30 protein-coding genes are annotated in these 25,125 nt (G+C 64.3%); 16 read left to right on the forward strand and 14 right to left on the reverse strand.

Annotation, left to right across the window (positions count from 1 at the left end):
• Positions 1 to 13 precede the first annotated feature (13 nt).
• Positions 14 to 1,222 carry an acetyl-CoA C-acetyltransferase gene (locus tag MJ601_RS06620; RefSeq protein WP_242124592.1) on the reverse strand — a complete coding sequence of 403 codons (1,209 nt, stop codon included), beginning with the start codon at positions 1,220 to 1,222 and terminating at the stop codon, positions 14 to 16.
• Positions 1,223 to 1,424: 202 nt separating this feature from the next.
• Here MJ601_RS06620 and MJ601_RS06625 point away from each other — a divergent pair, with 202 nt between their 5' ends.
• Complete coding sequence (locus MJ601_RS06625) at positions 1,425 to 3,095, forward strand: MFS transporter (RefSeq protein WP_242124593.1); 1,671 nt, start codon at positions 1,425 to 1,427, stop codon at positions 3,093 to 3,095.
• On the opposite strand, the gene MJ601_RS06630 is transcribed toward MJ601_RS06625, so the two are convergent.
• Complete coding sequence (locus tag MJ601_RS06630) at positions 3,092 to 3,682, reverse strand: nucleotidyltransferase family protein (protein WP_242124595.1); 591 nt, start codon at positions 3,680 to 3,682, stop codon at positions 3,092 to 3,094. The genes MJ601_RS06625 and MJ601_RS06630 overlap by 4 nt on opposite strands.
• A gap of 154 nt (positions 3,683 to 3,836) precedes the next feature.
• Between MJ601_RS06630 and folE the strand changes: the two genes are divergently transcribed.
• From folE to MJ601_RS06645, 3 genes are all read left to right on the forward strand, one after another.
• A complete protein-coding gene (gene folE, locus MJ601_RS06635; protein WP_242124767.1) occupies positions 3,837 to 4,445 on the forward strand; it encodes a GTP cyclohydrolase I FolE in 609 nt (202 codons plus the stop codon).
• A gap of 6 nt (positions 4,446 to 4,451) precedes the next feature.
• The gene (locus MJ601_RS06640; RefSeq protein WP_242124597.1) at positions 4,452 to 5,294 is read left to right on the forward strand and encodes an SDR family oxidoreductase; all 843 of its coding nucleotides are present in this window, start codon (positions 4,452 to 4,454) and stop codon (positions 5,292 to 5,294) included.
• 91 nt (positions 5,295 to 5,385) lie between these two features.
• On the forward strand, positions 5,386 to 6,162 hold the full coding sequence (locus tag MJ601_RS06645) for an enoyl-CoA hydratase-related protein (protein WP_242124599.1): 777 nt from the start codon (positions 5,386 to 5,388) through the stop codon (positions 6,160 to 6,162).
• Positions 6,163 to 6,183: 21 nt separating this feature from the next.
• On the opposite strand, the gene mmsB is transcribed toward MJ601_RS06645, so the two are convergent.
• Genes mmsB through MJ601_RS06660 form a run of 3 tightly spaced genes read right to left on the reverse strand, consistent with a single transcriptional unit; the run spans position 6,184 to position 9,308 of the window.
• Positions 6,184 to 7,137 (reverse strand): 3-hydroxyisobutyrate dehydrogenase, encoded by a 954-nt coding sequence (gene mmsB, locus MJ601_RS06650; protein WP_242124769.1) that lies wholly within the window; start codon positions 7,135 to 7,137, stop codon positions 6,184 to 6,186.
• Positions 7,094 to 8,152 carry an enoyl-CoA hydratase/isomerase family protein gene (locus tag MJ601_RS06655; protein ID WP_242124601.1) on the reverse strand — a complete coding sequence of 353 codons (1,059 nt, stop codon included), beginning with the start codon at positions 8,150 to 8,152 and terminating at the stop codon, positions 7,094 to 7,096. Before MJ601_RS06655 ends, mmsB begins: the two co-directional genes overlap by 44 nt.
• Before the next feature lie 13 nt (positions 8,153 to 8,165).
• Positions 8,166 to 9,308 carry an acyl-CoA dehydrogenase family protein gene (locus tag MJ601_RS06660; protein WP_242124602.1) on the reverse strand — a complete coding sequence of 381 codons (1,143 nt, stop codon included), beginning with the start codon at positions 9,306 to 9,308 and terminating at the stop codon, positions 8,166 to 8,168.
• Between the two features lie 111 nt (positions 9,309 to 9,419).
• On the opposite strand from MJ601_RS06660, the gene MJ601_RS06665 reads away from it, so the two are divergent.
• The 4 genes from MJ601_RS06665 (at position 9,420) to MJ601_RS06680 (ending at position 12,801) form a co-directional block, all read left to right on the forward strand.
• Complete coding sequence (locus MJ601_RS06665) at positions 9,420 to 10,298, forward strand: LysR family transcriptional regulator (RefSeq protein WP_242124604.1); 879 nt, start codon at positions 9,420 to 9,422, stop codon at positions 10,296 to 10,298.
• A 105-nt stretch (positions 10,299 to 10,403) separates the two neighbouring features.
• A complete protein-coding gene (locus MJ601_RS06670) occupies positions 10,404 to 11,033 on the forward strand; it encodes a class I SAM-dependent methyltransferase (protein WP_242124606.1) in 630 nt (209 codons plus the stop codon).
• A gap of 68 nt (positions 11,034 to 11,101) precedes the next feature.
• Positions 11,102 to 12,034 carry an ABC transporter ATP-binding protein gene (locus tag MJ601_RS06675; protein ID WP_242124608.1) on the forward strand — a complete coding sequence of 311 codons (933 nt, stop codon included), beginning with the start codon at positions 11,102 to 11,104 and terminating at the stop codon, positions 12,032 to 12,034.
• Positions 12,031 to 12,801, forward strand: a complete 771-nt coding sequence (locus tag MJ601_RS06680; RefSeq protein ID WP_242124611.1) for an ABC transporter permease — start codon at positions 12,031 to 12,033, stop codon at positions 12,799 to 12,801. Before MJ601_RS06675 ends, MJ601_RS06680 begins: the two co-directional genes overlap by 4 nt.
• A 62-nt stretch (positions 12,802 to 12,863) precedes the next feature.
• On the opposite strand, the gene MJ601_RS06685 is transcribed toward MJ601_RS06680, so the two are convergent.
• The 5 genes from MJ601_RS06685 to MJ601_RS06705 form a co-directional block, all read right to left on the reverse strand.
• Positions 12,864 to 13,184: a hypothetical protein gene (locus MJ601_RS06685; RefSeq protein ID WP_242124613.1), complete on the reverse strand. Its 321-nt coding sequence runs from the start codon at positions 13,182 to 13,184 to the stop codon at positions 12,864 to 12,866.
• A gap of 101 nt (positions 13,185 to 13,285) precedes the next feature.
• Positions 13,286 to 14,662, reverse strand: coding sequence for an MATE family efflux transporter (locus MJ601_RS06690; protein WP_242124615.1), 1,377 nt, complete (start codon positions 14,660 to 14,662; stop codon positions 13,286 to 13,288).
• The gene (locus tag MJ601_RS06695) at positions 14,662 to 15,591 is read right to left on the reverse strand and encodes a DUF808 domain-containing protein (RefSeq protein WP_242124617.1); all 930 of its coding nucleotides are present in this window, start codon (positions 15,589 to 15,591) and stop codon (positions 14,662 to 14,664) included. Before MJ601_RS06695 ends, MJ601_RS06690 begins: the two co-directional genes overlap by 1 nt.
• Before the next feature lie 101 nt (positions 15,592 to 15,692).
• A complete protein-coding gene (locus tag MJ601_RS06700; RefSeq protein WP_242124619.1) occupies positions 15,693 to 15,938 on the reverse strand; it encodes a tellurite resistance TerB family protein in 246 nt (81 codons plus the stop codon).
• Complete coding sequence (locus MJ601_RS06705; RefSeq protein ID WP_242124622.1) at positions 15,935 to 16,267, reverse strand: hypothetical protein; 333 nt, start codon at positions 16,265 to 16,267, stop codon at positions 15,935 to 15,937. Before MJ601_RS06705 ends, MJ601_RS06700 begins: the two co-directional genes overlap by 4 nt.
• A 126-nt stretch (positions 16,268 to 16,393) precedes the next feature.
• On the opposite strand from MJ601_RS06705, the gene MJ601_RS06710 reads away from it, so the two are divergent.
• Positions 16,394 to 16,699, forward strand: coding sequence for a plasmid stabilization protein (locus tag MJ601_RS06710; RefSeq protein ID WP_242124624.1), 306 nt, complete (start codon positions 16,394 to 16,396; stop codon positions 16,697 to 16,699).
• Between the two features lie 61 nt (positions 16,700 to 16,760).
• On the opposite strand, the gene MJ601_RS06715 is transcribed toward MJ601_RS06710, so the two are convergent.
• Complete coding sequence (locus MJ601_RS06715) at positions 16,761 to 17,507, reverse strand: glutaminyl-peptide cyclotransferase (RefSeq protein ID WP_242124626.1); 747 nt, start codon at positions 17,505 to 17,507, stop codon at positions 16,761 to 16,763.
• Positions 17,504 to 18,241: a CAF17-like 4Fe-4S cluster assembly/insertion protein YgfZ gene (gene ygfZ / locus MJ601_RS06720; RefSeq protein WP_242124771.1), complete on the reverse strand. Its 738-nt coding sequence runs from the start codon at positions 18,239 to 18,241 to the stop codon at positions 17,504 to 17,506. Before ygfZ ends, MJ601_RS06715 begins: the two co-directional genes overlap by 4 nt.
• A 48-nt stretch (positions 18,242 to 18,289) precedes the next feature.
• Between ygfZ and MJ601_RS06725 the strand changes: the two genes are divergently transcribed.
• Positions 18,290 to 19,621: a dihydroorotase gene (locus MJ601_RS06725; RefSeq protein WP_242124627.1), complete on the forward strand. Its 1,332-nt coding sequence runs from the start codon at positions 18,290 to 18,292 to the stop codon at positions 19,619 to 19,621.
• Here MJ601_RS06725 and rarD read toward each other — a convergent pair.
• Both rarD and MJ601_RS06735 read right to left on the reverse strand, forming a co-directional pair.
• Entirely contained in the window at positions 19,618 to 20,487 is an 870-nt protein-coding gene (gene rarD, locus MJ601_RS06730; RefSeq protein ID WP_245405683.1) for an EamA family transporter RarD, read from the reverse strand. The two genes, MJ601_RS06725 and rarD, sit on opposite strands and share 4 nt — an antisense overlap.
• 38 nt (positions 20,488 to 20,525) lie before the next feature.
• On the reverse strand, positions 20,526 to 20,747 hold the full coding sequence (locus MJ601_RS06735; RefSeq protein WP_242124631.1) for a hypothetical protein: 222 nt from the start codon (positions 20,745 to 20,747) through the stop codon (positions 20,526 to 20,528).
• A 161-nt stretch (positions 20,748 to 20,908) separates the two neighbouring features.
• Here MJ601_RS06735 and MJ601_RS06740 point away from each other — a divergent pair, with 161 nt between their 5' ends.
• The 6 genes from MJ601_RS06740 (at position 20,909) to MJ601_RS06765 (ending at position 25,033) form a co-directional block, all read left to right on the forward strand.
• Positions 20,909 to 21,595, forward strand: a complete 687-nt coding sequence (locus MJ601_RS06740; protein WP_242124633.1) for a hypothetical protein — start codon at positions 20,909 to 20,911, stop codon at positions 21,593 to 21,595.
• A gap of 73 nt (positions 21,596 to 21,668) precedes the next feature.
• A complete protein-coding gene (gene crcB, locus MJ601_RS06745) occupies positions 21,669 to 22,052 on the forward strand; it encodes a fluoride efflux transporter CrcB (RefSeq protein ID WP_242124634.1) in 384 nt (127 codons plus the stop codon).
• Complete coding sequence (locus MJ601_RS06750; protein WP_242124636.1) at positions 22,049 to 23,395, forward strand: RluA family pseudouridine synthase; 1,347 nt, start codon at positions 22,049 to 22,051, stop codon at positions 23,393 to 23,395. The genes crcB and MJ601_RS06750 overlap by 4 nt, the downstream gene beginning before the upstream one ends.
• Entirely contained in the window at positions 23,392 to 24,051 is a 660-nt protein-coding gene (locus MJ601_RS06755; RefSeq protein ID WP_242124638.1) for an HAD-IA family hydrolase, read from the forward strand. The genes MJ601_RS06750 and MJ601_RS06755 overlap by 4 nt, the downstream gene beginning before the upstream one ends.
• Complete coding sequence (locus MJ601_RS06760) at positions 24,048 to 24,341, forward strand: hypothetical protein (RefSeq protein ID WP_242124641.1); 294 nt, start codon at positions 24,048 to 24,050, stop codon at positions 24,339 to 24,341. The genes MJ601_RS06755 and MJ601_RS06760 overlap by 4 nt, the downstream gene beginning before the upstream one ends.
• Complete coding sequence (locus MJ601_RS06765; RefSeq protein ID WP_242124643.1) at positions 24,338 to 25,033, forward strand: ATP12 family chaperone protein; 696 nt, start codon at positions 24,338 to 24,340, stop codon at positions 25,031 to 25,033. Before MJ601_RS06760 ends, MJ601_RS06765 begins: the two co-directional genes overlap by 4 nt.
• Positions 25,034 to 25,125 lie beyond the last annotated feature (92 nt).

Genomic DNA, 25,125 nt, shown 5'->3' on the forward strand with positions numbered 1-25,125 from the left:
TCTCCCTGTCCGCTCAAACGCGCTCGATGATGATGCCGGTGCCCATGCCCGCGCCGACGCACAGGTTGATGAGCGCGGTGCCCTTGCCGGTCCGTTCCAGCTCGTCCAGCGCCGTGCCCAGCACCATCGCCCCGGTCGCGCCCAGCGGGTGGCCCATGGCGATGGCGCCGCCATTGACGTTGATCTGGCCATGGTCGAGGTCCATCGCCTGCATGTAGCGCAGCACGACGCTGGCAAAGGCTTCATTGAGTTCCCAAAGGTCGATGTCGGCCTTGCTCATGCCCGCGCGACTGAGCAGCTTGCCCGCGACGAACTCCGGCCCGGTCAGCATGATCAGCGGCTCCGATCCGATGGAGGCCATGGCCCTGATCCGGGCGCGGGGCTTGAGGCCGTATTTCTCCCCCATCTCCCGGTTGCCGACCAGCACGGCGGCGGCGCCGTCGACGATGCCGGAACTGTTCCCGGCATGGTGGATATGGTTGACGCGCTCCAGCTCCGGATAGCGGAGCAGGGCGACCGTGTCGAAGCCCGGCATCTCCTCGCCCAGCGCGGTGAAGCTGGGCTTCAGGCTGGCCAGCGACTGCATCGTCGCGTCGGGCCGCATATGCTCGTCATGGTCCAGGACGATCTGGCCGATCACATCCTTCACCGGCACGATGGATCGGGCGAAGCGCTTTTCGTCCCACGCCGCCTTGGCGCGGCGCTGGCTTTCCACGGCATAGGCGTCGGCATCGTCGCGGCTGATCCCGAACTTGGTCGCGATCACGTCGGCGCCGATGCCCTGCGGCGCGAAATAGCTTTTATAGGCGACCGCCGGGTCCATCGCGATCGCGCCGCCGTCCGACGCCATCGGCACCCGGCTCATGGACTCGACGCCGCCGCCGATGGCCAGCCCCGCTTCGCCGGAATGGATTTTCGCGGCGGCCATGTTCACCGCCTCCAGCCCGGACGCGCAGAAACGGTTGACCTGGACGCCCGGCACGGTCTGGGCATAATCGGCGTTCAGAACCGCCGTGCGGGCGATGTCGGCACCCTGTTCGCCGACCGGGGTGACGCATCCCAGGATCACGTCGTCGACGTCGGCGGTATCGATCTCCGTGCGGTCGCGCACCGCTTCCAGCATCTGCGTCGCGAGCTGGATGGGGGTGATCTCATGCAGCGACCCATCGGCCTTGCCCCGTCCCCGGGGCGTCCTGACGGCATCGTAGATATAGGCTTCCATGACTTTTCCTCTCTGGCCCGCGGCGTGCGAGCGCCGGATACGCCAGCAAATGTATTTACGTTTACGTAAAGTGCAAGTGCCAATCCACACCCCTACAGGCCGTAACGTCATCTTCCCCAAAGCGTTTCAGTTCGCCGACTCCCTTTCCACTTTACGTCATTTTCCGATTCGCGGATTTGACCATCGCGCCCAATTCCGCTTGATGGCTTTCGTGTCAGAATCGGACCCCTCCCAGGCCCCATCGCCCTTTTCCATCCCGATCTTCCGCGCGATCTGGTGCGCCAGCCTTGCCTCGAACTTCGGCGGCCTGATCCAGTCGGTCGGCGCCCAATGGATGATGACTTCGCTGTCGGCCTCTCCCCAGCTGATCGCGCTGGTCCCGGCCTCCACCACGCTGCCGATCATGCTGCTCTCGCTCTGGGCGGGCGCTCTGGCGGACAATGTCGACCGGCGAGTGGTGATGCTCTGCTGCCAACTCTTCATGCTGATCGTCTCGGCCCTGCTGGCGCTGTTCGCCTGGCTCGGATGGGTGTCGCCCTGGTCGCTGCTCGGCTTCACCTTCCTGGTCGGCTGCGCCACCGCGATCAACGGCCCTGCCTGGCAGGCGTCGGTCGGCGACATGGTGCCCCGCGGGGCCTTGCCCAATGCCGTCGCGCTGAACTCCATGGGCTTCAACATGGCGCGCAGCATCGGTCCGGCGCTGGGCGGGGTCATCGTCGCGGTCGCGGGGGCGGCGGCTGCCTTCCTGACCAACGCCGTCAGCTATATCGGCCTTGTCGCGGTCCTTGCCCGCTGGCGCCCGGAACGCCCGCCACAGCTCCTGCCGCGCGAGCGGATGGGTGTCGCGATGCGGGCAGGCGTCCGCTACGTCACCATGTCGCCCAAGATCCAGCTCGTCCTGCTGCGCAGCGCCGCCTTCGGCATCGGGGCCAGTGCGGTTTCGGCCATGATGCCGCTGGTCGCGCGCGACATATTGGCGGGCGGCGCGCTTACCTTCGGCGCGCTCAGCGGCGCCTTCGGCATCGGCGCGGTCATGGGTGCCCTGTCGACCAGCAGGCTGCGCAGGCGTTTCCCGGTCGAGACCATCGTGCGTTCGGCCGCCCTGGCTCTGGCCACGGGGACGATGATGCTGGCGGTCAGCCACTGGCTAGTCGTCGCCTTGCTGGGGCTGATGCTGGCGGGGGCAGGGTGGGTGATCGCCCTGTCCAGCTTCAACGTCTCGGTCCAGATGTCCGCGCCCCGCTGGGTGGTGGCCAGGGCCGTCGCGCTTTACCAGATGATCGCCTTCGGCGGCATGGCCGTGGGCGCCTGGTTCTTCGGCAGGCTGGCGGAGGACCATGGCGTCGTCGTCGCGCTCTACGCCGCCGCCTCCGTTCAGTTCGTCTCGGCCATGATCGGCATTGTCCGGCCGCTGCCCCAGGCGGGCGAGGAAAATCTCGACCTCCAGAATCTCTGGCGGGAGCCGGAAACCGCCGTCCCCATCGAACCCCGCAGCGGACCGGTGGTCGTCACGATCGAATATCGCATCCCGGCTGGATCGGTCGTCCCTTTCCTGGCGGCGATGAGCGAGCGCCGCCGCATCCGCCGCCGCGACGGTGCGCATGGCTGGTCGCTCTTACGCGACCTGGGCGATCCCGAGCTATGGGTGGAGCGCTATCATGTGTCGACCTGGCTGGACTATGTCCGCCACAACAGCCGCCGGACGGTAGCCGACAAGGCGAACAGCGAAGCGGTCCTCGCTCTGCACAAAGGCGCCCGTCCGCCGGTCGTCCACCGCATGCTGGAACGCCAGACCGGGTCGCTGCCGCTGGCCCGCTCCGCCGATCCGCGCGAAATGGGCGACCCGATGACCGATCCCACGCGATCGAGTTAGTCGCTGCTTCGTCCGGCCAGATCCTCCGGCGTATCGATATCGCGCAGGTTCGCCCCCATGGTCTCGATCTGCAAGCCATGGCTCAAAAGCGCCCGCGCGCCCTGATCGCCGCGCAGCGCCAGCATCTCGGGGAAATGCTTGCGCCCGATAAAGGCGGGGGGGGACGCGGAAAAGCCGTCCGTGCTGGCCACCACGGACCTTATGTCCTCGGCCGCCAGGCAGATGCGGTTATAATGGGTTTGCGGCACGTCGGGCATGTCGGCAAGGCAGATCAGGATGCCCCGGCATTTGCGGATCGGCATGACATGCTCGACCGCCCGAACGATACTGGATGAAATGCCGTCCTCCGGCCGATCATTGACCAATATCGTATATCCCCGCCGTTCGAGCTTGCGATGCAGGTCCGGGGCCTTCTCGAGCGGCCGGACGACGGCGACCAGTTCGGCGAACACCATCGACGCGATCGTTTCCAGCGCATGGGCAGCCAGCGGCTTGCCCCGCAGCTCGGTCATCAGCTTGTCCTGCTCGCCGAAACGAGAAGAATTGCCCGCTGCAAGAAGGACGGCGGCGATCTGTTCGGTCCGCATGATTTCGCTGTCTGATAGGTGCGACCCCGGCTGAACCGGCTTTTCGGATAAGTGCCACTGGGGCGATCTTCTGTCCAGCATGGCGAAGGGGCTGGCGCTGGGGCGGTTGAGCCGCCATATGCGCGACGTGCAGAAAAAAGGAGTGATGCCTCCCATGGAATATGATCCCGATGCCGAAGCGGCGGGCGAAGCGCTCAAGATTCCGGTCCCCAAGGATGTGTCCGAGGCGATTCGCACGCTGATCCGCTGGTCGGGCGACACCCCGGAGCGGGAGGGCCTGCTCGAAACGCCCGAGCGCGTGGCGCGCGCGTGGAAGGAATATTGCAGCGGCTATTCGGATGATCCCGCCTATCATCTTTCGCGCATTTTCCACGAGGTCGGCGGCTATGACGATATCGTCCTGCTGAAGGACATCCCGTTCCAGTCGCATTGCGAACATCATATGGCGCCGATCGTGGGCGTTGCGCACATCGCCTATCTGCCGGGGCAATATGTCGTTGGCATATCGAAGCTGGCGCGCGTCCTCCATGCCTTTGCGCACCGTCTTCAGGTGCAGGAGCGGCTGACTTCCGAGGTGGCCAACTGCATCTGGGAGCATCTGAAGCCGCAGGGCGTGGCCGTCGTGGTCGAGGCCACGCATGGCTGCATGACCGGCCGTGGCGTGCGGACCCCCAATGTCGTCATGAAGACCAGCCGGATGCTGGGCGTCTTTCGCGACGATGAGAAGAGCCGGGAAGAAGTGTTGAAGCTGATCGGCTCGTAAGCGGAGATGAGCGGAGAAGATATCCCGGCCTATCGTCCCCTTGGCGGGGCCAAGGCGCAGAATAACGCCGCCGGTGCGCTGCCGCTGGCGAACAAGCGTCTGGCGCTTGTCACTGGCGGTCACCGGCGGCTGGGCGGCATCATATCGGCGGCCTTCGCCCGCGCCGGTTATTCGCTGGCGATCCACGGCAGCCACGACACGCGCCTCGATTCCCACCTGGCCCTGGCGCTGGAGGAAAATGGCACCGAATGGGATGGGTTCACCATCGATTTCTCCGATCCGGAGGGCGCCGAGGAACTGATCGCGCTGGTGGCGGAGCGCTTCGGCCGCCCGCCGGATATTCTGGTCAACAGCGCGGCGATTTTCGGTCAGGACCGGCTCGACAGCGTGACGGCGGAGGATCTGATGCGGCACTATGCCGTCAACTGCGCCGCCCCCGCCCTGCTGACCAAGGCGTTCGCGACGGTTCCGGCTGGAAGCGCCGATCGCTGTATCATCAATATATTGGACCAGCGCATCGACCATCCGCATGGCGATCAACTGGCCTACACGCTGTCGAAAATGGCGCTGGCCGGCCTGACGCGGCTTTCCGCCTCCAGCCTGGCGCCCCAGGTCAGGGTGAATGCCGTCGCGCCGGGACTGACCATCGCGACGCCCGATTATGACGACGGCCAGATGGAGAGGCTGGCCAGGATGATGCCGCTGGAGCGTCTGCCGCAAGCGGAACAGATTGCCGAGGCGGTGCTGTTCCTGGCGAGCGCGAGCGCGGTGACCGGGCAGACCATGTATGTCGATGGTGGCGCGCATCTGCGCAGCTATGACCGCGACTTCATGCATCTGTGCCGGTAGCGGCTGCAAAGCTGCGCTTTCTTGCAAGCTGGCCAAGGCCGGGCCGTCCGCATAGAGCGGATTGCAAATGATCGCATGAATGGAGATGGCAATGGCATATGAAACGATCCTGGTCGAACAGCGCGATGCAGTGACGCTGATCACGCTCAACCGGCCTCAGGCGCTGAATGCGCTCAACACACAGGTTCTCAAGGATCTGAGCGCTGCCTTTGCCGCTTATGAAGCCGATCCATCGCAGCGCTGCCTGGTCCTTACCGGCAGTGAAAAGGCCTTTGCCGCGGGCGCAGACATCAAGGAAATGGTCGAGAAGGAAGCGGCCGATTTCTTCCTGCAGGATTTCTTTGCCGGCTGGCAGACCCATGTGGTGTCGACGCGCAAGCCGTGGATCGCGGCAGTGGCGGGCTTTGCGCTGGGCGGCGGGTGCGAACTGGCGATGATGGCGGACTTCATCCTGGCCGCAGACACGGCGAAATTCGGTCAGCCTGAAATCAAGCTGGGCGTGGCGCCTGGCATGGGCGGTTCGCAGCGGCTGACCCGCGCCATCGGCAAGGCGAAGGCGATGGAAATGTGCCTGACCGGCCGGATGATGGGCGCCGAAGAAGCGGAGCGGGCCGGACTGGTCGCCCGGGTCCTGCCCGCGGCGGAGTTGCTGGACGATGCGCTGAAGACCGCCGCGGCCATTGCCGGAATGCCGCCCATGGCGGCGATGGTGAACAAGGAGATGGTCAATCTGGCGTTCGAAACCGGGCTGGCCCAGGGCATCGTGACCGAGCGCCGCCTGTTCCAGATACTGACCGCGACCGAAGACAAGGTCGAAGGCATGACCGCCTTCATCGAAAAGCGTCCCGGCGTCTGGAAAGGGCGCTGATCTGAATAGGGCTGGAGGGGTCTATTTCCCCTCCAGCATCTCGATCATCAGGGAAAAATCCCGACCCGCTTCGCCGCGATTGGCAAGCAGTTGATAGAGCGACTCCGCGACATTGCCCATCGGCACACTGGCGCCGACGGAGGCAGCGGCCTCGACCGCCAGCTTCAGATCCTTCAGCATCAGCCCGACCGCAAAGCCGCCCTGATAGCCGTTGTCCGAAGGGCTTTGCGGCCCCACGCCCGGAACCGGGCAATAGCTGGTCATCGACCAGCTCTGACCCGACGACACGCTGGAAATATCGTAGAAGGTCTGCGGGTCCAGGCCGAGCTTCCCGGCCATGGCAAATGTCTCGCAGGTCGCTACCATGGTCGCGCCCAGCAGCATGTTGTTGCAGATCTTCGCCGCTTGCCCATTGCCTGCGCCCCCGGCGTGGATCACGGCCTTGCCCATGGCGGAGAGGATCGGCCTGGCCCGGCCGAAGGCCTGTTCGCTGCCCCCGACCATGAAGGTCAAGGTTCCGCCATTGGCCGCCGCGATGCCGCCCGAAACGGGAGCGTCGACCATTTCGAAGCCCCTCGCGGTGGCGGCATCCTCGACCCGGCGCGCGGTCGCGACATCGATGGTCGAACAGTCGAGGAAGAGGGCGCCCGCCCTGGCCGCGCCGAACACATCGCCCGTGTAAACGCTTTCGACATGCTTGCCCGCGGGCAGCATGGTGACGACGGCATCGGCGCCGGAAACCGCCTCCGCCGCGCTGGCGCAGCGGACCGCACCGGCTTGCTCCGCCTTGGCCAGCGCATCGTCCGACAGGTCGAAGGCACGCACGGCGAAGCCGTTTTTCAGCAGGTTGGCGGCCATGCCGCCACCCATGTTGCCAAGGCCGATAAAGGCGATGGTCTGGCTCATCTCAGCGCACTCCTCTCGATCTTTCTCAGCCGCCCAATGCGGGCAGCGGAGTCCATTCCTTCTCGGCAGGCAGCGGCGCGAACAGGCTGTCGACCAGTTCGTCCGTCACATCCTCCGGCCGCGCCGGGTTCCATCGCGGCGCATTATCCTTGTCGAAGATCACCGCGCGCACGCCTTCGACGAAATCGGGCCGCCGGATGACATGATGGCCGATGCGATATTCGTTGCGCATATTGTCGGCGAAATCGGTGAACGCGGCGCCCTCCACCATCTGTCGCAAGGCCACCTTGATAGTCTGGGGCGATTTGGTGGCCAGCGTGGCGAACTGCGTCCGTGCCCAGTCCGATCCCTCCGCTTCCAGCGCCGCCAATATATCCTCATAGCGGTCCGACGCGAACAGCCGGTCGATCTCCTCCCGGTGCGCTTCCCAGTCCGACGGCGGGGCAGTCTCGGCCATTTCGTCCAATATCTCGCCCAATCCATAAGGATCGGCGATGATCCGCGCCTTTACCGCCTCCAGCTTGTCCGAAGCCATATAATGGGTGGCGATGCCGATCGCGGCGCAATCCGCGCCCTTGATCCGCGCGCCGGTGGTGGCAAGCCATGCGCCCGTCCGTCCCGGCATGCGCGGCAGGAACCAGCCGCCGCCCACGTCCGGGAACAGGCCTATCCCGGTTTCCGGCATGGCATAGGTGGTTCGCTCCGTGGCGACGCGATAGCGGGCGGGATCGGAAATCCCCACGCCGCCGCCCATGACGATGCCGTCGATGAAGGCGACGATCGGCTTTTCGTATACGAACAGCAGATGGTTCATCCGGTATTCGGTATGAAAGAACCGCTCGGCTTCGGAACAGTCGCCTTTCGCGCTGTTTGCGATCATGGCGATGTCGCCGCCCGCGCAGAAACCGCGCCCCTCCGCATGATCGAGCATCACCGCGACGATGCTGTCGTCCGCTCGCCAGGCCAGCAGCGCATCGATGATGGCGTCGCACATTTCGGTGGTCAGCGCATGGATCGCCTTCGGCCGGTTCAGCCGGATGCGGCCGACGCCATTGTCGGTGGAAATCAGAATTGGGTCGGTCATGGAAACTCCTGCGTCATTGCCGCAGCATGTCGCGGGCGACGATCATGCGCATCACCTGATTGGTGCCTTCCAGGATGGAATGCACGCGCAAATCGCGCCAGAAGCGCTCGATCGGATAGTCCATCAAATAGCCGTAGCCGCCATGCAGTTGCAGTGCGCGATCGACCACCGACGATCCGGTATCCGTCGCAAAGCGCTTGGCCATGGCGGCAAAGCGCGTCTTGTCGGGCGCATTTTCGGTCACCTTGACGGCAGCGGCGTAGAGCAGGGTACGCGCGGCCTCCAACTCGGTCTGCATGTCGGCGAGCGTGAACTGCGTATTCTGGAAATCGGCGATGGCCTGCCCGAACTGCCTGCGTTCCCTGGTATAGGCGACAGCCTCATCGATGCATCGTTGCGCCCCGCCCAGCGAGCAGGCACCGATATTGAGCCGTCCGCCGTCCAGTCCCATCATCGCGATGCGGAAGCCTTCCCCCTCGACACCGATGAGATTTTCGGCCGGAACGCGCACGCCGTCGAAATTGACCTGTGCCGTCGGCTGGGAATGCCAGCCCAGTTTGCGTTCCTGCGCGCCGAAGCTGACACCGGGCATGTCCTTCTCGATGACGAGGCAACTGATGCCCTTGGGGCCTTCGTCGCCGGTCCGGACCATGACGACGTAGATCTCGTTCTCGCCGCCACCGGAGATGAACTGTTTGGAGCCGGTGACGACATAATGATCGCCGTCCCTGACCGCCCGCGTCTTGAGCGCCGCGGCATCCGATCCCGATCCCGCTTCGGTCAGGCAGTAGCTGCCAATGCGTTCCATCGGCACCATGGAGGGGAGATATTTGTCCTTGACCACCTGGCTGCCGAAGCGGTCGATCATCCAGGCGGCCATATTGTGGATCGAGATGAAGGCGCTGGTCGACGGACAGCCATAGGCCATGGCTTCCATGATGAGCGCCGCCTCCAGCCTGCCAAGACCGATTCCGCCGGCCTCCTGGGACACATAAATGCTGCCGAAGCCCAACTCGGCAGCAGCGCGTATCGTGTCGCGGGGGAAGATATGCTTTTCGTCCCACTCCGCCGCATGGGGCGTGATGGCATCGGCCGTGAACCGGCGGGCCATGTCCTGGATGGCCAACTGGTCCTCGGTGAGATCGAACTGGCTCACATGCTCTCCCTGATGCCTATTTCCGATCCCCTGTAGATAAGATGCGGAATTGCATGCAACAACGCAGTTCTGCATAGGCTTCCAGCGATTTTGCAGTTTATGGGGCGGCGCATGTTCGATTGGGACGATCTCAGGGTCTTTCTGGCGGTGGCGCGGACCCGAAAGCTGGCGCCCGCCGCCCGCGCCCTAGGGATCGACGCCACCACGATCGCCCGGCGCCTGGCCCGGCTGGAGCGAAATCTGGGGCTGGAACTGTTCGAAATGGGGGTGGGGGAGCGGACGCTGACCGCGCGCGGCCAGGCCCTGTTGCGTCATGCCGAAGGCATCGAGAGCGCGGCGCTCGCCATGATGGAGGAGGCGACCGGGCAGGAACATCATCTGAGCGGACAGGTGAGGCTGTCCGTGGCGGAGGGCTTCGGCACATGGGTGCTGGCGCCGGGTCTGGCCGACTTCAGCCGGCGCCACCCCGGCATCAGGCTGGATCTGATCACGGCTTCGGGCTTCCTCAATCCGTCCAAGCGCGAAGCGGACATGGCGGTCATGCTCGCCCGGCCGCAACGGGGAAGGCTGTCGGTCCGTCGCATGGGCGATTACCGGCTGCATCTCTATGCGTCGCCCGATTATCTGGCGCGGTCAGGGACGCCGCGGCGAACCGCTGATCTGGGCCACCATGTGCTGGTCGGTTATGTGCCGGAATTCATCTTCTCGCCCGAACTCGACTATCTGGATGAGGTCGAGGCCGGGCTGGAGGCCAGCCTGCGCGCGACCAGCATCAATATGCAGCACCGGATGATCGCCGAGGGAGCCGGGATCGGCGTGCTGCCCGACTTCATCGCCGGGCGCGACGCCGCGCTGGTGCCGGTGATGGGCGATGTTGTCGAGATCACGCGCAGTTTCTGGCTGGTCACGCATGGCGACCTCAAGAAACTGCCGCGCATCGCGGCGGTGGCGGCATGGTTGCAGGAGCGTATCGAAACGCTGAAATGTTGAGCCCTTTGGCCCAAGCGACCAGAAAACAGTCCGAAAGCCAATCGACGGCACCCTTCCAGCCCGCTAAGGGAGTCGTTATGACAAGCTTCTGGTCGCATCTCACTCATGCAGCATAAGCCCAAGCGCAGCCGGGCGCTCGCCCTGCCTCGCAGCGAGTGTCGCTCGCGAGCGACCGAATATCTCGACTTTCTGGCCGCCTGGGTGAGCAAGCCGCGTCAGACGGCTTCGGTGGTGCCCAGCAGCCGCTATCTTGCGCGGTTGATGGTCGAGCATATCAATCCCGACGACGGCCGCGTGCTGGAACTGGGGGGCGGTACCGGCGTCTTTACCCGTGCGATATTGGGCACCGGGCTTCCGCCCGAAAAGCTGGAGGTGGTGGAGATCAATCCCGCCTTCGCCCGCGGCCTGCGACGGCATTTCCCTCAGGTATCGGTGCTGGAAACCCCGGCGCAGATCGTCTCGGCATCCGCGGCCGGGGAGCCGGGCGAATATCAGGCGGTGATCAGCGGCCTGCCTCTGCTGGCCATGGATCGGCAGATGCATGCCGACATTCTGTCGGAGAGCTTCCGCATGTTGCGGCCCGGCGGTGGCTTCATCCAGTTCACCTATTCGATGCGCCCGCCGGTCAGTCGCGAGATTCTCGACGCGCTGGACCTGGATGTCGTGCGCGTGGGCCAGACCGTCCGCAATTTTCCTCCTGCCACGGTCTTCCGCTTTTTCCGCAAGGGTGAATAAGCCTCCGCTTGTGTCCCGTCGGTGACGCCCTATCTTGGCCGCTCAGCAAGAAGGGGGCACTGCCGCACATGGCATCCATCATCAGCGTTTCCGGCCTGACCAAAAGCTATGCTTCGGGTTTTCAGGCGCTTAAGGGCGTCGACCTGGAGATTGAGGAAGGCGAGATTTTCGCGCTATTGGGGCCGAACGGCGCAGGCAAGACGACGATGATCTCCATCATCTGCGGCAATGTCCGTCCCACCGGCGGCAGCGTCACCGTGGCAGGGCATGACATCATCAGCGGCTATCGCGGTTCGCGCTCCGCCATCGGGCTGGTGCCGCAGGAATTGCACACCGATTCCTTCGAGCGGGTGATCGATACGGTCCGTTTTTCGCGGGGCCTGTTCGGCAAGCCGCGCAACGACGCCCATATCGAGAAGATCCTGCGCGACCTCTCGCTCTGGGACAAGCGCAATAACAAGATATTGGAACTGTCGGGCGGCATGAAGCGCCGCGTGATGATCGCCAAGGCGCTGTCCCATGAACCGCGCATCCTGTTCCTTGACGAGCCGACGGCAGGCGTCGATGTCGAACTGCGACGCGACATGTGGAAGCTGATCGGCGAATTGCGCCAGACCGGCGTCACCATCATCCTGACCACCCATTATATCGAGGAGGCCGAGGAAATGGCCGATCGTGTGGGCGTCATCAACAAGGGCGAACTGGTGCTGGTCGAGGAAAAGACCGCTCTCATGAAGAAGCTTGGCAAGAAGACGCTGACCGTTTCGCTGGTCGATACGCTGTACGCCGTCCCGCCGGAACTGGCGGAATGGCATGTGACGCTCAAGAATGAAGGCCATGAGATCGAGTATCTGTTCGATACCCAGGCCGAACGCACCGGCGTGTCGTCGCTGCTGCGCAGGCTGGGGGATCTGGGCATAGGCTATAAGGACCTCAATACCGAACAGAGCAGCCTGGAGGATATTTTCGTCAGTCTGGTCCACCAGGAGAAAGCGGCATGAGCGGGTTCAATCATCGCGCGATCTGGTCGATCTACAAGTTCGAGCTGCACAGATTCTGCCGCACGCTGCTGACCGGCCTGCTGGTTCCGGTGATCACGACTTCCCTCTATTTCGTGGTGTTCGGCGGTGCAATCGGCTCGCGGATGACGCAGATCGACGGCATTCCCTATGCGGCCTTCATCGTGCCTGGCCTCATCATGATGTCGATGTTCACGGAAAGCATCTTCAACGCCAGTTTCGGCATCTACATGCCCAAATTCACCGGCACCATCTACGAATTGCTGTCCGCCCCCGTTTCCGCTGCGGAAACAATCGCAGCCTATGTCGGTGCGGCGGCGACCAAATCCCTGATCGTCGGCACGATCATCTTCCTGACGGCCCATCTGTTCGTCGAAATCCATGTTGCGCACCCGCTGGCGATGGCGGCGTTCATGGTGTTGATCGCGATCAGCTTCTGCCTGTTCGGTTTCATCCTGGGCATATGGGCACAAAGTTTCGAGCAGCTTCAGGTGATCCCGCTGCTCATCATCATGCCGATGACCTTTCTGGGCGGCGCCTTCTATTCGATCCACATGCTGGCGCAGCCCTGGCGGACGATCACCCTCTTCAACCCGATCGTCTATCTGATCTCGGGCTTCCGCTGGACCTTCTTCGGCCGGGGCGATGTGGGGATTGAGTTCAGCCTGCTGTTCATCGCCGGAATGCTCGCTCTCTGTCTTGGCATCATCGGCTGGATGTTCCGCACCGGCTACCGGCTGAAGAAATAGGACAGGCAAAAGGAAAGGGCGGCCCGATCGCGCCGCCCTTTCCTTTCCCGGTCATCCGGCGGTCAGGCCGCCGCGCTCTCCGGCGCGATGGCGAACAGGGTGACGCCCTTATATTTGCCGTCGCTTTCATCATAGAGGCCGTGCATCGCCTCGAAAGTCTCGTCGATCACGCTGACCTCGTTGAGCCCGGCGAGCTTGAAAGTGCCCAGCTTCAGCTCGCGGGGCGGACGGCCTTCGCGCTCGATGGTGACGGCGTCGATGAACATCTCGTCATGGCGGGTGTAGAGAATGTGCGGCGCCAGCTTGACGACCATCTTGTTATAGGTCGCCATCAGGCACTTCTGGAGCGCGATTGCTTCGAAAATGGTGGTCGGAGAGGTCATGATGGGTTTTCATTACTGATTCGTCGCGATCGTTCAATTGCTTTGTGCGTCGCACCATCGTCCCATGACGCAACTCGGCGTATTTTCGGGACGAATGCCGATCAGGGATTTTGCGTATGCGATACCAGGCCCAGCCTTTCCCGCATCGCCCAGCGGATCACCAGCAGCAACGCGACGACTCCAAGCCCGCTGGCCAGGCCCAGCCAGATGCCGATGCCCTTGAAGCCCAGGGGGAAGGCCAGGATCACCCCGACGCCAATGCCGATGATCCAATAGCCGATCAGGGCAAAGATCATCGGCACCCGCGTGTCCTGAATGCCGCGCAGCACGCCCGCGCCGACCGCCTGCGTCGCATCCACGAGTTGGAAGAGCGCCGCTATGCCCAGAAAACTCACGGCTAGTGCAGCCGTCCGCCCATTGGCGGGATCGCCAAGGTCGAGAAAGGCCGAGATCAGCGTCCGTGGCATGGTGATGAGGAGGGTTGCGGCCATCAGCGCAAAGCCCGTGCCGATCGCGAGGGCCAGCCATCCCGCGCGGCCCACGCCCGCCCGGTCCCTTTTCCCATAGGCCAGTCCGACCCGCACCGTCGCTGCCTGGCCGATTCCCATGGGCACCATGAACATCAGGGCGGCGATCTGGATGGCCACGGCATGGGCGGCGAGCGAGTCGCGGTCGATCAATCCCATGAGAAAAGCGGATGCATTGAACACGGTCGTCTCGAAACCCAGCGTGACGGCGATCGGCAGCCCCAGCGCCCAGACGGCGCGATGGCGTTCCCGGTCCCGGGTCCAGAAGCGGCCGAGCAGCCGATAGCGCCGGAAGCGCCGGTCGATCAATATGACGGACAGCAGGCCCAGAAACAGGAAGGAGGAGGACAGGCTGCTGGCGATCCCCGCGCCGAACAGGCCAAGCGCCGGAAGCCCCAGATGGCCGAAGATCAGCGCCCAGCCGGCCAGCACATTGAAGGGGATGGCGCAGACCATGATGACAAGACCCCAGACCGGCCGCTCCAGCGCCGATATGAAGTTTCGCAGCGTGGTGAAGCCGAGAAAGGGCAACAAGGCCCATTGCAGTCCGCGCATCAGCAGGCCCGCCTGGCGCGCAAGGTCGGCTTGCTGTCCCATGGCACGCAAGATGGCTTCGCATTCCCACAGCAAGGCCCAGGCGGGCAGTACGAACAGCGCCGCCGCGCGCAGGGTCTGATGGACCGTCCTCCGCACGTCCCGCACCGAATGGCGCCGCCGTCCGCGCTCGCTGGCGATCAGGGGCGCGGCGGCAGTCACCAGACCCATGCCGAAGATCAGGAAGGCGTTGAACAGATTGATCGCCAAGGCGCCCGAAGCCACGGCACCCGCACCCAGCCGCCCGAGCAGCAGCAGGTCGGTCGCCGCGATCCCCGCCCAGGCGACATTGCCCGCGATCATCGGCAGCGCGAGCGCCGTCAGCGCTCCGGCTTCAAGGCGCCATGGCGACGCCATCAATGCTTCTTGAAGAGATGCAGGACCGCGACCACGATTGCGCCGACCACCAGTCCGACCATGCCAGACCCGACGGCATTCACGACCCAGTCCACGACCGGTGCGACGGCGGGCAGGGCCAGGGCCGCGCCTTCGGCAAGATGATGGATCGTGCCGGGAATCGCGTCCCAGTGAAATTCATGCAGCCCATGGACGATCAGCCCGCCCCCGACCCAAAGCATCGCAGCCGTACCCACAACGCCCAATATCGCCATCAGCACCGGCATGGCCTTCACCATGGCCCGTCCGATCGACCGGACGCCTGCGGAGGATCTTTCCGCCAGGTGCAGGCCGATATCGTCCATCTTCACGATGAAGCCCACAACGCCATAGACGCCCGCCGTAATCAGGATGGCGACGACGACGAGGATGATCGCCTGTTCCCATATCGGTTCGCTTGCCACGGTTCCAAGCGCGATCGCCATGATCTCGCCCGACAGGATGAAATCGGTGCGGATGGCTCCGGAAACCTTCTGATCCTCCAATTCCCTCGAACTGTGCGTGGTCAGAGCGTCTTCGGCGACATCATGTCCTCCCTGTATCGCCTCCAGCAGCTTCTCCACCGCCTCGTAGCAGAGAAAGGCGCCGCCCAGCATCAGCAGGGGCGGCAGGAGCCAAGGTGCAAAGGCGCTCAGGGCCAGCGCGGCGGGCAGCAGGAACAGCAGCTTGTTGCGCAGCGATCCCTTGGCGATCTTCCAGATGATCGGCAATTCGCGATCGGGCGTCAGGCCCATGACATAGCGCGGCGTGACGGCGGTATCGTCGATCACCACGCCGGCCGCCTTCGATCCGGCCCTTCCCGCGGCGGCGGCGACATCGTCCAGCGAACTGGCCGTGAGCTTGGCAATTCCCGCTACGTCGTCCAGCAGCGCAATCAGACCCGAAGGCATTGATATTCTTCCCCTGTCAGCGCCGGAATGGCGCCGGAAGCCGTCTCATAAAGGTGGGGCAGGGCAGGGGCAATGGCCTAAGCCAAACCCTGAAGAGCAGATCAGTGAAGTCCGCGATAATTGCCCGGCGGGTCGCTGGCAGGGAAGGATTCGTCGAGTTGCTCGTCGACCAGATCCCAATCCCTGGCGTCGATATGCTGTTCCGCCGGGCCGGCATCACGTACTGGCGCTGATGAAGGGGCAGGCGTCCGATCCTTCTCGTCGCCGCTTGCCTGCCATTGCTGCAAGCCTTTCCATGCCGCGACGCCCAGTCCGGTGAGGAAGGCGAGTTTCAGCAACCCCTTCATGTCGGCTTCTCCTGTCTTTCATGCAGATGGACCCAGTCCGCACGGTTATGGCTTACGCTGTCGAGCGGGAGGGCGATTTCGCCTTCCTCGTCGGTGCCCGCCGCCGGCTCGGCCGCAGGCGATATCCGTCCCACTGGCCATCGCTCCCGCAGCGCTGCGTCGATCATGGCCTGCCATATGCCTATATCGCCCGCCTCGATCATCGCTTCATCCGGGCTTTTCATGAGAGCGAGAAGGCTGGCGGCGGCCTCCACCTGCGCCTGCCAGCGATCGGGATCGCCGGCAGCCAGATGACGGGCCAGCCGTTCAATGAGCGTGCGCTGCTCCATGACAGGCTGAACGCTGTCCCGCCCCCTCTGTTCCCCTATGTCGTGACGGGAGTGAAGCGATGTGAACGAGAGCGGCCGCCGCTCGTTGGAGGAGATGGATGGGGGGGACGAGACGGAGAGACGATCATGCCCCGAGGTGACAAGAGCAGCTATACCGACAAGCAGAAGCGCAAGGCAGACCATATCGAGCAAGGCTATGAAGATCGTGGCGTTTCCCATGCGGAGGCGGAACGGCGTGCCTGGGCGACGGTGAACAAGGAATCGGGCGGCGGCAACAAGTCCGGCTCCGGACGCGGCAAGCCCGACAGCCATGTCTCGTCGCGCAAGGGCGGCAGGAAAGGCGGTGCCGCCTCGGCCAAGCGGCCGGCGGCGGATCGGTCCACCGCGGCGAAGAAGGGATGGGAAACTCGTCGCAGAAAAGCGCATGGCTGAGGGCCGGTCCCGCGATGCTCCTAAAGGCGCATTTCCAAGCAGGCTTTAAGCGGTGAAAGGCTTATTTTTCCAGCCTGATCTCAAACAGCTTTGCCCAATTCTTGCCGGTCACGAACATGCGGTCGGTCTTGGCGTCGTACGCGATGCCATTGGCGACCGCCTCACTATCTGTGGCGCCGCTGGCCCGGACAAGAGGTGAGATGTCCAGCCAGTCGATCACGGCACCGGTGTGCGGATCGATCCGGGCGATATGGTCATCATACCAGATATTGGCCCAGATTTCACCTTTCACATATTCCAGTTCGTTGAGCCGATCCACCGGGCGTCCGTTCCAGCTCACCGTGATACGCCGTTCTTCGGTCAGCTTTTCCGGGTCCAGAAAGCGTAGTTGCGAAGTGCCGTCGCTCATGATGAGGCTGTGGCCATCCTGCGTCAGCCCCCAGCCTTCCCCTTCATAACGGAAACCGGAAACCGGCGAAAAGTCCTTCATTTTCCAGACGAAACCCTGCCGATGACGCCATGTCAGGCTGATCAGTTGGTCCTTCCAGTTGACGATGCCCTCGCCGAAATAGGGGCGGGGAATGACGCGGCGGCTCAACACCTTGCCGGTCTTGGGATCGACCTTGCGGATTTCCGACTGGCCCTCAAGGCCTGTGCTTTCGTAAAAGGCACCATCGTGGAAGAAGAGGCCTTCGGTGAACGCGCCCGGATCATGGGGATAGCTTTTCACCAGCTTCCAGCGCGTTTCCGCCTGAGCCGGGCCAGCCAGCAGCGACGCGCTCAACAGCGCAGCCAGAACGCGCTTCATTCGGCGGCCTGCTCCGCCATGGCGCTGGAAAGCCAGTCGGGCAGGATGGCGGGGTCGATATCCTCGACCCGCCGCAATTCGATTGAGAGGCCCAGGTCGGGCAGGGCGGCTTTCTGGCGTTTCTCGTCGGCCTGCGCCAATGGAACGGCCACCAGCCGCCGGTTCACCTTGTTGCGATAATGCATGCGGGCGGTGTTCTCCTGCCCGACATAGCATCCCTTGTCATAATCGACGCCGTGCAGTTCCTCGGCATTGGTTTCCAGCCACAATATCTGGTCCTGTCCCAGCTCGCCCACGCCCTCGAACACGCCGATCGCCAGCCGGTGCGCGCGAAAGGCGGCCGATGCGTCGCCCTCATCCGGCGCCGCGATCCAGCGATGCCCCAGGGCGCGCAGCCGGGGGTCGAACGGCTTGTCTTCCGCCTCCAGCGCCCAATGCACGGCCAGTTCGCTTTCCCGGGCGATCACCGCCTTGCGCCGCAGCCGGTACAGCGTCAGCCGCTTGGCCAGCGCGTCCGCCTGCGCCGCCTCGCAATCGATTAGCACATCCCCGCCATCCGCCCAGAGGATGAAATCGAACAGCGCCTTGCCCTGCGGAGTCAGCATGGCCGTCCATCGCGGCTCGTTCGGTTTCAACCCCAGAACGTCGCGCGTCAGCAGGCCTTGCAGAAATGGCTTCGCTTCCTCGCCGGAAATTCTGAGGATCGCGCGGTCGCTAAGGGTGGTGCCGGTCATCGGCTTTAGGTAGGACACTCCCCAACCATATCCAAGCGGTGAACGATCATGTCCGAAACTTTCGACCTCATCCTCAAGAACGGCACCGTCCACACGCCCGGCGGACCGGAAAGCGTGGACGTCGGGGTGCGGGGCGGCAGGATCGCCGCCATCGGTTCGGCCTTGGGCGATGCGGCGGAAGTGATCGATTGTACCGGCCTCGACGTGCTGCCGGGTTGTATCGACAGCCAGGTCCATTTCCGCGAGCCAGGGCTGGAGCATAAGGAAGACCTCGAATCGGGCAGCCGCTCGGCGGTGCTGGGCGGTGTGACGGCGGTGTTCGAAATGCCCAACACCAATCCCAACACCGACACCGCCGACCGTGTGCGGGACAAGCTGAAGCGTGCCCATCATCGCATGTGGTGCGACCATGCCTTTTATGTCGGCGCTACCGCCGACAATGCGGAACGGTTGAAGGAACTGGAGCGCATTCCCGGCACGTCGGGAGTCAAGATATTCATGGGCGCTTCGACGGGCAGCCTGCTGGTGGACGACGACGATGCCCTCGCGCGCGTCCTTGCCAGCGGCACCCGCCGCGTCGCCATCCATGCCGAGGACGAGGCGCGCATGAACGCCCGCAAGGATCTGCGGGTGGAGGGCGATCCGTCCTCGCACCCCGTCTGGCGTGACGATGAAAGCGCGATGATCGCGACGAAACGGATCATCGATCTTGCCCGCAAGGCGCGCCGCCGCATCCACATCCTGCATGTGACGACTCCTGCGGAACTGGAATATATCGCGCGGAACAAGGATATCGCGACCTGCGAGGTCACGCCGCAGCATCTGACGCTGGCGGCGGAGGATGCCTATCCGCGCCTTGGCACCTATGCGCAGATGAACCCGCCGATCCGGTCGCAGGCGCATCGCGACGGTCTGTGGCACTGGCTCAATCAGGGGGTGCCCGATGTGCTGGGAAGCGATCACGCCCCCCACACCATAGAGGAGAAGGCGAAAACCTATCCCGCTTCGCCCAGCGGCATGCCCGGCGTGCAGACTCTGGTGCCGCTGCTGCTCAACCATGTGGCGAAAGGGCGGCTGTCGCTGCGCCGGTTCATCGAGTTGACCTCCTCCGGCCCGCAGCGCGTATTCGGGCTGGTCGGCAAGGGCCGCATCGCGCTCGGCTATGATGCCGACTTCACCGTGGTCGACCTCAAGAAGCGCTGGACGGTCGGCAGCGACTGGCTCTCCTCGCGCTGCAACTGGTCGCCGTTCGAAGGCATGGACCTCACCGGCAAGGCTGTCGGCACCATCATTCGCGGCCATCGCGTGATGTGGGAAGATATGCTGGCCAATGAAGCGATCGGCGAGCCGATCCGCTTCGAGGCGACCGAATTCGCCTAGGCGGTCGCCACCCGGTTGCGGCGGACGGTGGCGATGCTGTCCGCCGCGAACAGGATCAACCCGCCCCAGATCAGCGCAAAGCTGACGATCTGGCCGTGGCTCAATGTCTCACCGAACAGCAGGATTCCGCACAGGAACTGCAAGGTGGGCGCGAGATATTGCAGCAGTCCCAGCGTCGCCATCGGCAGCCGCTGGGCGGCGGTGGCGAACAGGACCAGCGGCACCGTCGTCACCGCGCCGGAAATGATCAGCAAGCCGGTCGTTGGCATATCCTGCCCGAAGCTGATGCCGCCGTGGGAGGTCAACCAGACCAGGTAACCGATCGCCGGAAGCGTCAGCAGCAACGTCTCGACCCCCAGTCCCATCATCGGCGGCACTGGCGTCACCTTGCGGATCAGGCCGTAAAAGGCGAAACTCAGCGCGAGGGTGATGCTGATCCACAATGTCGTCAGCGCGGCCGCCGCCATGATGGCGACTCCCACCGTCGCAAGGGCGATCGCCAGCATCTGCCCACGCCGCAATCTTTCCTTGAGCAGCAGCACGCCCAGCCCGACATTGACCAGCGGATTGAGGAAATAGCCGAGGCTGCTGGCGATGACATGACCGGCATTGACCGCCCAGACGTAAATCAGCCAGTTGATTGCGATCATCAGCGCCGAACCTGCGAGCGGCAGCATCAGCCGCCGGTTGCCCAGCAGCGCGAACAAGGCGGGCAGGGCCTTGCGCGTGCCCAGCAGCGTCAGGATCAGCAGCAGCGACCACATCACACGCTGCGTCACGATCTCCACCGGATCGACATGATGCAGCAGCCGGAAAAAGATCGGCAGCATGCCCCACAAGCCATAGGCGCCCACGGCCGCCAACATCCCCTGGCGGAAGGCGTGACCGGATGGGTCGGGCGGTGTCAGAATATGCCTCCCCCCAGGAACAGGCGCAGCGCCCCGAACGCCGCGACCATCAGGCAGAAGTTGCGCCCGCCATTGCGGCTGGAAAACATGCCCACAAAGGCGCCGACCAAGGCCATTGGCACCAGCAGCCAGTTGAGTGCGCCCAGCAGCGGAAACACCGCCGGGATCATCAGGATCAGCGTCGCAAGGCCGATCAGGGCTGACAGCATATTGATCATGGCGCACCAAATGGACTTTCGAGCCGGTCAGGACAAGGCGCACAGGCAAGGCCAGTTGGCGAATAATGGCCCGGCATCAAAATAAAGGGGCGGATTCACCACAAACCCTAACGAAAAATTAACTTCTACCTTTCACTTCCTGTTAACCAGGGAGTGAAGCCATGGCCTCTGTTCGATCCGTCTCCATCATCACGCTTGCCTTGACCCTGTCGCTGGCCGGTTGCGGCAAGGGTGGCAAGCATGCCGACCTCAATGCGCTGGACGAAGCGCTCACCAACAATGTGGTGGAGGGACAGATCGTCGTCGATCCCAACCGCATCGGTGGGCCGACCGCTCCATTGCCGGTGCTCAAGGGCGAGGCTGCCAAGGCGCTGGCCGCCTCGGTCAAGCTGGCGGGCGGCAAGCTGCTGGCGACACCGGCCGCCGTGCAGGGCGCGGGGACGGATTCCGCCAAGACGCTTGCCGAGGTCGCCATGGGACAGCAGGGGCCGGGCAGCAACGCCAATTGCCGCAAGCAGCTGGTCTATGGCAATCAGTGGGCCAGCCGCCTGCCCGATCCTTTCACCCCCTATCCGGGTTCGCAACTGGTCGAAGCGGCGGGCGCGGAGAAAAATGGCTGTACCCTGCGCGCCGCAACCTTCGTGACGCCGGTGCCGCGCCAGAGCGTCATGGACTTTTATTATACCCAGGCCCGCCGGTCCGGCTTCGACGCCGAACACAGGATCATGGACGGCGATCATGTGCTGGGCGGTACGCGCAAGGATGACGGCAGCGCCTATTTCCTGCTGTTCACCGACGCGCCGGGCGGCAAGACCAGCGTCGATATCATCGCGGATAACGGGCGCTGATCCTGAACGACATGTGGCGTTGAACCCAAACCGCCCATTTCCTTCGTGGCATTTTGCCATTAGGGCGGGCGGCATGACCAATATTCTTCTCGTCATGGCAGGCGGCGCCGTCGGATCGGCGCTTCGCTATCTGCTCGGGCGTCTTTCAGGCCAGTTGTTCCCGGCCGCCTTGTGGCCATGGGGAACCTTCGGCGCCAACATCATCGGCGGCTTCGCCATGGGCTTGCTGGCCGGGTGGCTGGCGCGCTTCAGCAGCGGTCCGGGTGAGCCGATCCGCTTGCTCCTGGCAGTGGGCGTGCTGGGCGGCTTCACCACCTTTTCCTCCTTCAGCCTTGAGACCGTGCTGATGATCGAGCGTGGGCAATTTGGCATGGGCCTGGCTTATGCCGTCTTTTCCGTGATCGGTGCGGTCGGCGCGTTGGCGGGGGGCCTCGCCGTGATGAGGAGCGTCGCATGAAGGGTAAATCCTCCGGTCCCTCGCGCGGATCCCGCAAGCCCGGCGCAGCCCCGCAAGGCCGTGCTCGTGGCGCCGTCAAGGCAGCGCGCGCGCGCAAGCCCGACGCGCCCAAGGCGCCGCCGAAACAGGCCGCGAAACCCGCTTCCATCAAACCCGCATCAGTCAAGCCTGCTCCCGCCAGGACTTCGAGCAGCAAGGGCGTCTCGCTCGACGTGCGGCAGTTCCGGGTGGCTGCCGATGATGACGGAATCCGGCTCGACCGCTGGTTCCAGCGGCACTTGCCCGATGTCAGCTTCAACACAGTATCCCGCTGGTCGCGTACCGGCCAGCTTCGGGTGGACGGCGCTCGCGCCGCGCCCGGCGACCGCCTTGCCGAAGGTCAGAGCATCCGCGTGCCGCCTGCCGAACCCAAGGCTGCCGAAAGCGCCAGGCCCAAGCGGGTCCGCCCGCAACTGACCGACGATCAGGTCGCCTTCGCCCAGAGCCTGGTCATCCACCGCGACGCGCAGGCGATCGTCATCAACAAGCCGCCGGGCCTTGCCACGCAGGGCGGCACCAAGACCGAAGACCATGTCGACGGACTGCTGGATGCGCTGGAATATGAGCTGGACCAGCGGCCCAAGCTGGTTCACCGGCTCGACAAGGACACGTCCGGCGCGCTGTTGATCGCCCGCACGGCGCGCTCGGCCGCCCATTTCGCCAAGGCCTTTTCCAGCCGCACGGCGCGCAAGGTCTATTGGGCCATCGTGATGGGCGTTCCCTCGATCGAGGACGGCATGATCGAGTTGCCCATCGCCAAGCAGCCCGGCACCGGCGGTGAGAAAATGCATGTGGATGAGGAGGAGGGACTGCCCGCCCGCTCGCGCTACCGGGTGATCGAACGCGCGGGCAATCGCGCCGCCTGGGTCGAGCTGCAGCCCTATACCGGCCGCACCCATCAGTTGCGCGTCCATATGGCGGCAATCGGCCATCCCATTGTCGGCGACGGCAAATATGGCGGCAAGGAAGCGTTCCTGTCCGGCACGATCAGCCGCAAGATGCACCTCCATGCCCGCCGCATCAGGGTGGATCATCCCGATGGTGGCCGCGTCGATGTCCGCGCGGAACTGCCCGATCATTTCGCCGCCAGCCTGACCTCGCTGGGCTTCGATATCCATGCGGGCGATTTGCCGCTGGACGAGGAAATCGAGCGCAAGCCCACCCGCGAGGATGAGAAAAAGGCAGCCCGCGCCCACGCCAAGCAGATCCGCAAGGGGCGCAAGGGCGAACGCCGCTCGCGGGGAGCGTCCGCCGGTGCAAAGGGCGGCGGTGGGAAAAGCGGGGGAGGGCCGCGGAAGAAATGACCAACCGCCTCGCCGTCTTCGACTGCGACGGCACGCTGGTCGACAGCCAGCACAGCATCTGCACCGCCATGATCCGCGCCTTCGAGGGCGAGAAGCTGGCTCCCCCCGAACGCGCCGCCATCCTCTCGGTGGTCGGCCTGTCGCTGCCGATGGCCATGGCGCGCCTGCTGCCGGAGGCGCAGGCCGACTATCATGAGCATCTTTCCGACAGCTACAAGCGCGCCTTCCAGCTGTTGCGCCGCGAAAATGCAGTGTCGGAACCGCTTTATCCCGGCATTGCCGATCTGGTCCGCGAACTCGACAGCGACGGCTGGCTGCTCGGCGTCGCGACGGGCAAGTCGGACCGGGGCCTTCAGCTCTGCCTCTCCCATCATGGCATCCATGCCCATTTCGTGACGCTCCAGACCGCCGACCGGCACCCGTCCAAGCCGCATCCCTCGATGCTGCTGACGGCCATGGCCGAAGCGGGCGCGTCGCCTGAGACCACCGTGATGATCGGCGATACCAGCTTCGATATCGATATGGCGCTGGCCGCGGGCACGCGCGCTCTGGGAGTCGGCTGGGGCTATCATACGCCGCAGCATCTCGTCGCGGCGGGCGCGCATAGCGTGGCGATGGACAGCGGCGAACTGCGCGACAATATCCACGCGCGATGACCGATATGCCGCCGATCCTGCCCCCCATCCCGCCGGTCGACCCTGACAGGGTTGCCCGCCAGCGCTTCTTCGCGCTCGGGCTGTTCCGCCTGTCGGGCGCGCTGCTGGTGATGTTCGGCTTCCTCATATTGATGCAGCGCTTCCACTGGGTTCAGGGCGGCAAGGCCAAGGCGATGGGTGCGATCTTCGTAGTTGTCGGCCTGTTCCAGTTCGTCGTCGTGCCGCGCCTGCTGCTCGCCCTGTTCCGAAAGCCTGTCCCGAGCCAAGACGAAGAGCCTCCTCAACCATGAAGCGTTTTTACAAGGCCGTTAATGTCGTTCCCGGTGATGCTGGCCTGGAGATTCAACTCGACGGCCGTCCCGTCCGCACGCCCGCCCGCGCGCCGCTGGCCCTGCCCAACGCAGGGCTGGCCGAAGCCGTGGCCCAGGAATGGCGCGCGCAGGGCGAAACCGTCGATCCGCGTTCCATGCCGTTCACCGGCCTTGCCAATGGCGCTATCGACCAGATCGCCCCCAATCGCGCGAGCTTCGCCGACGGCATCGCCCGTTATGGCAGCAGTGACCTGCTCTGCTATCGTGCCGAGGGGCCAGCGGAACTGGTCGCGCGAGAAGCCGCCGCATGGGATCCGCTGCTCGATTGGGCGCGCAGCCGCTATGATGTGACCTTCAAGGTGACGCACGGCATCGTCCCGGTCGATCAGCCCGCCGAGACGCTGGAGCGTCTTTCCGCCGCTGTCGCTGCCTTCGACCCCTTCACGCTGGCGGGACTTTCCACGCTGGTCACGCTCTCCGGCTCCCTGGTTTGCGGTCTTGCCATCGTGGACGGCGGCCATGATGCCGACCTCATCTGGACTGCATCCGAAATCGATGAGGCCTGGGAAGTCGAACAATGGGGCGAGGATGCCGAAGCCGCCGCCCGTTCGGCGCAGCGCAGAAACGAATTTGCCATGGCGCGAGCCTTTTGCGAGATGGTCCGAGCCTGACCGGCTGGGCGCGAAGCTGCCTCTCTGGTCAAATCGGAGAGGCAAGCCGCAGGGACGCGTCTTGCCCGTGAAAGCTCCAAGGAGGACCCTGA

Origin of the sequence: Sphingobium trunci, from assembly GCF_022664535.1 — a bacterium.
GTDB lineage: Bacteria > Pseudomonadota > Alphaproteobacteria > Sphingomonadales > Sphingomonadaceae > Sphingobium.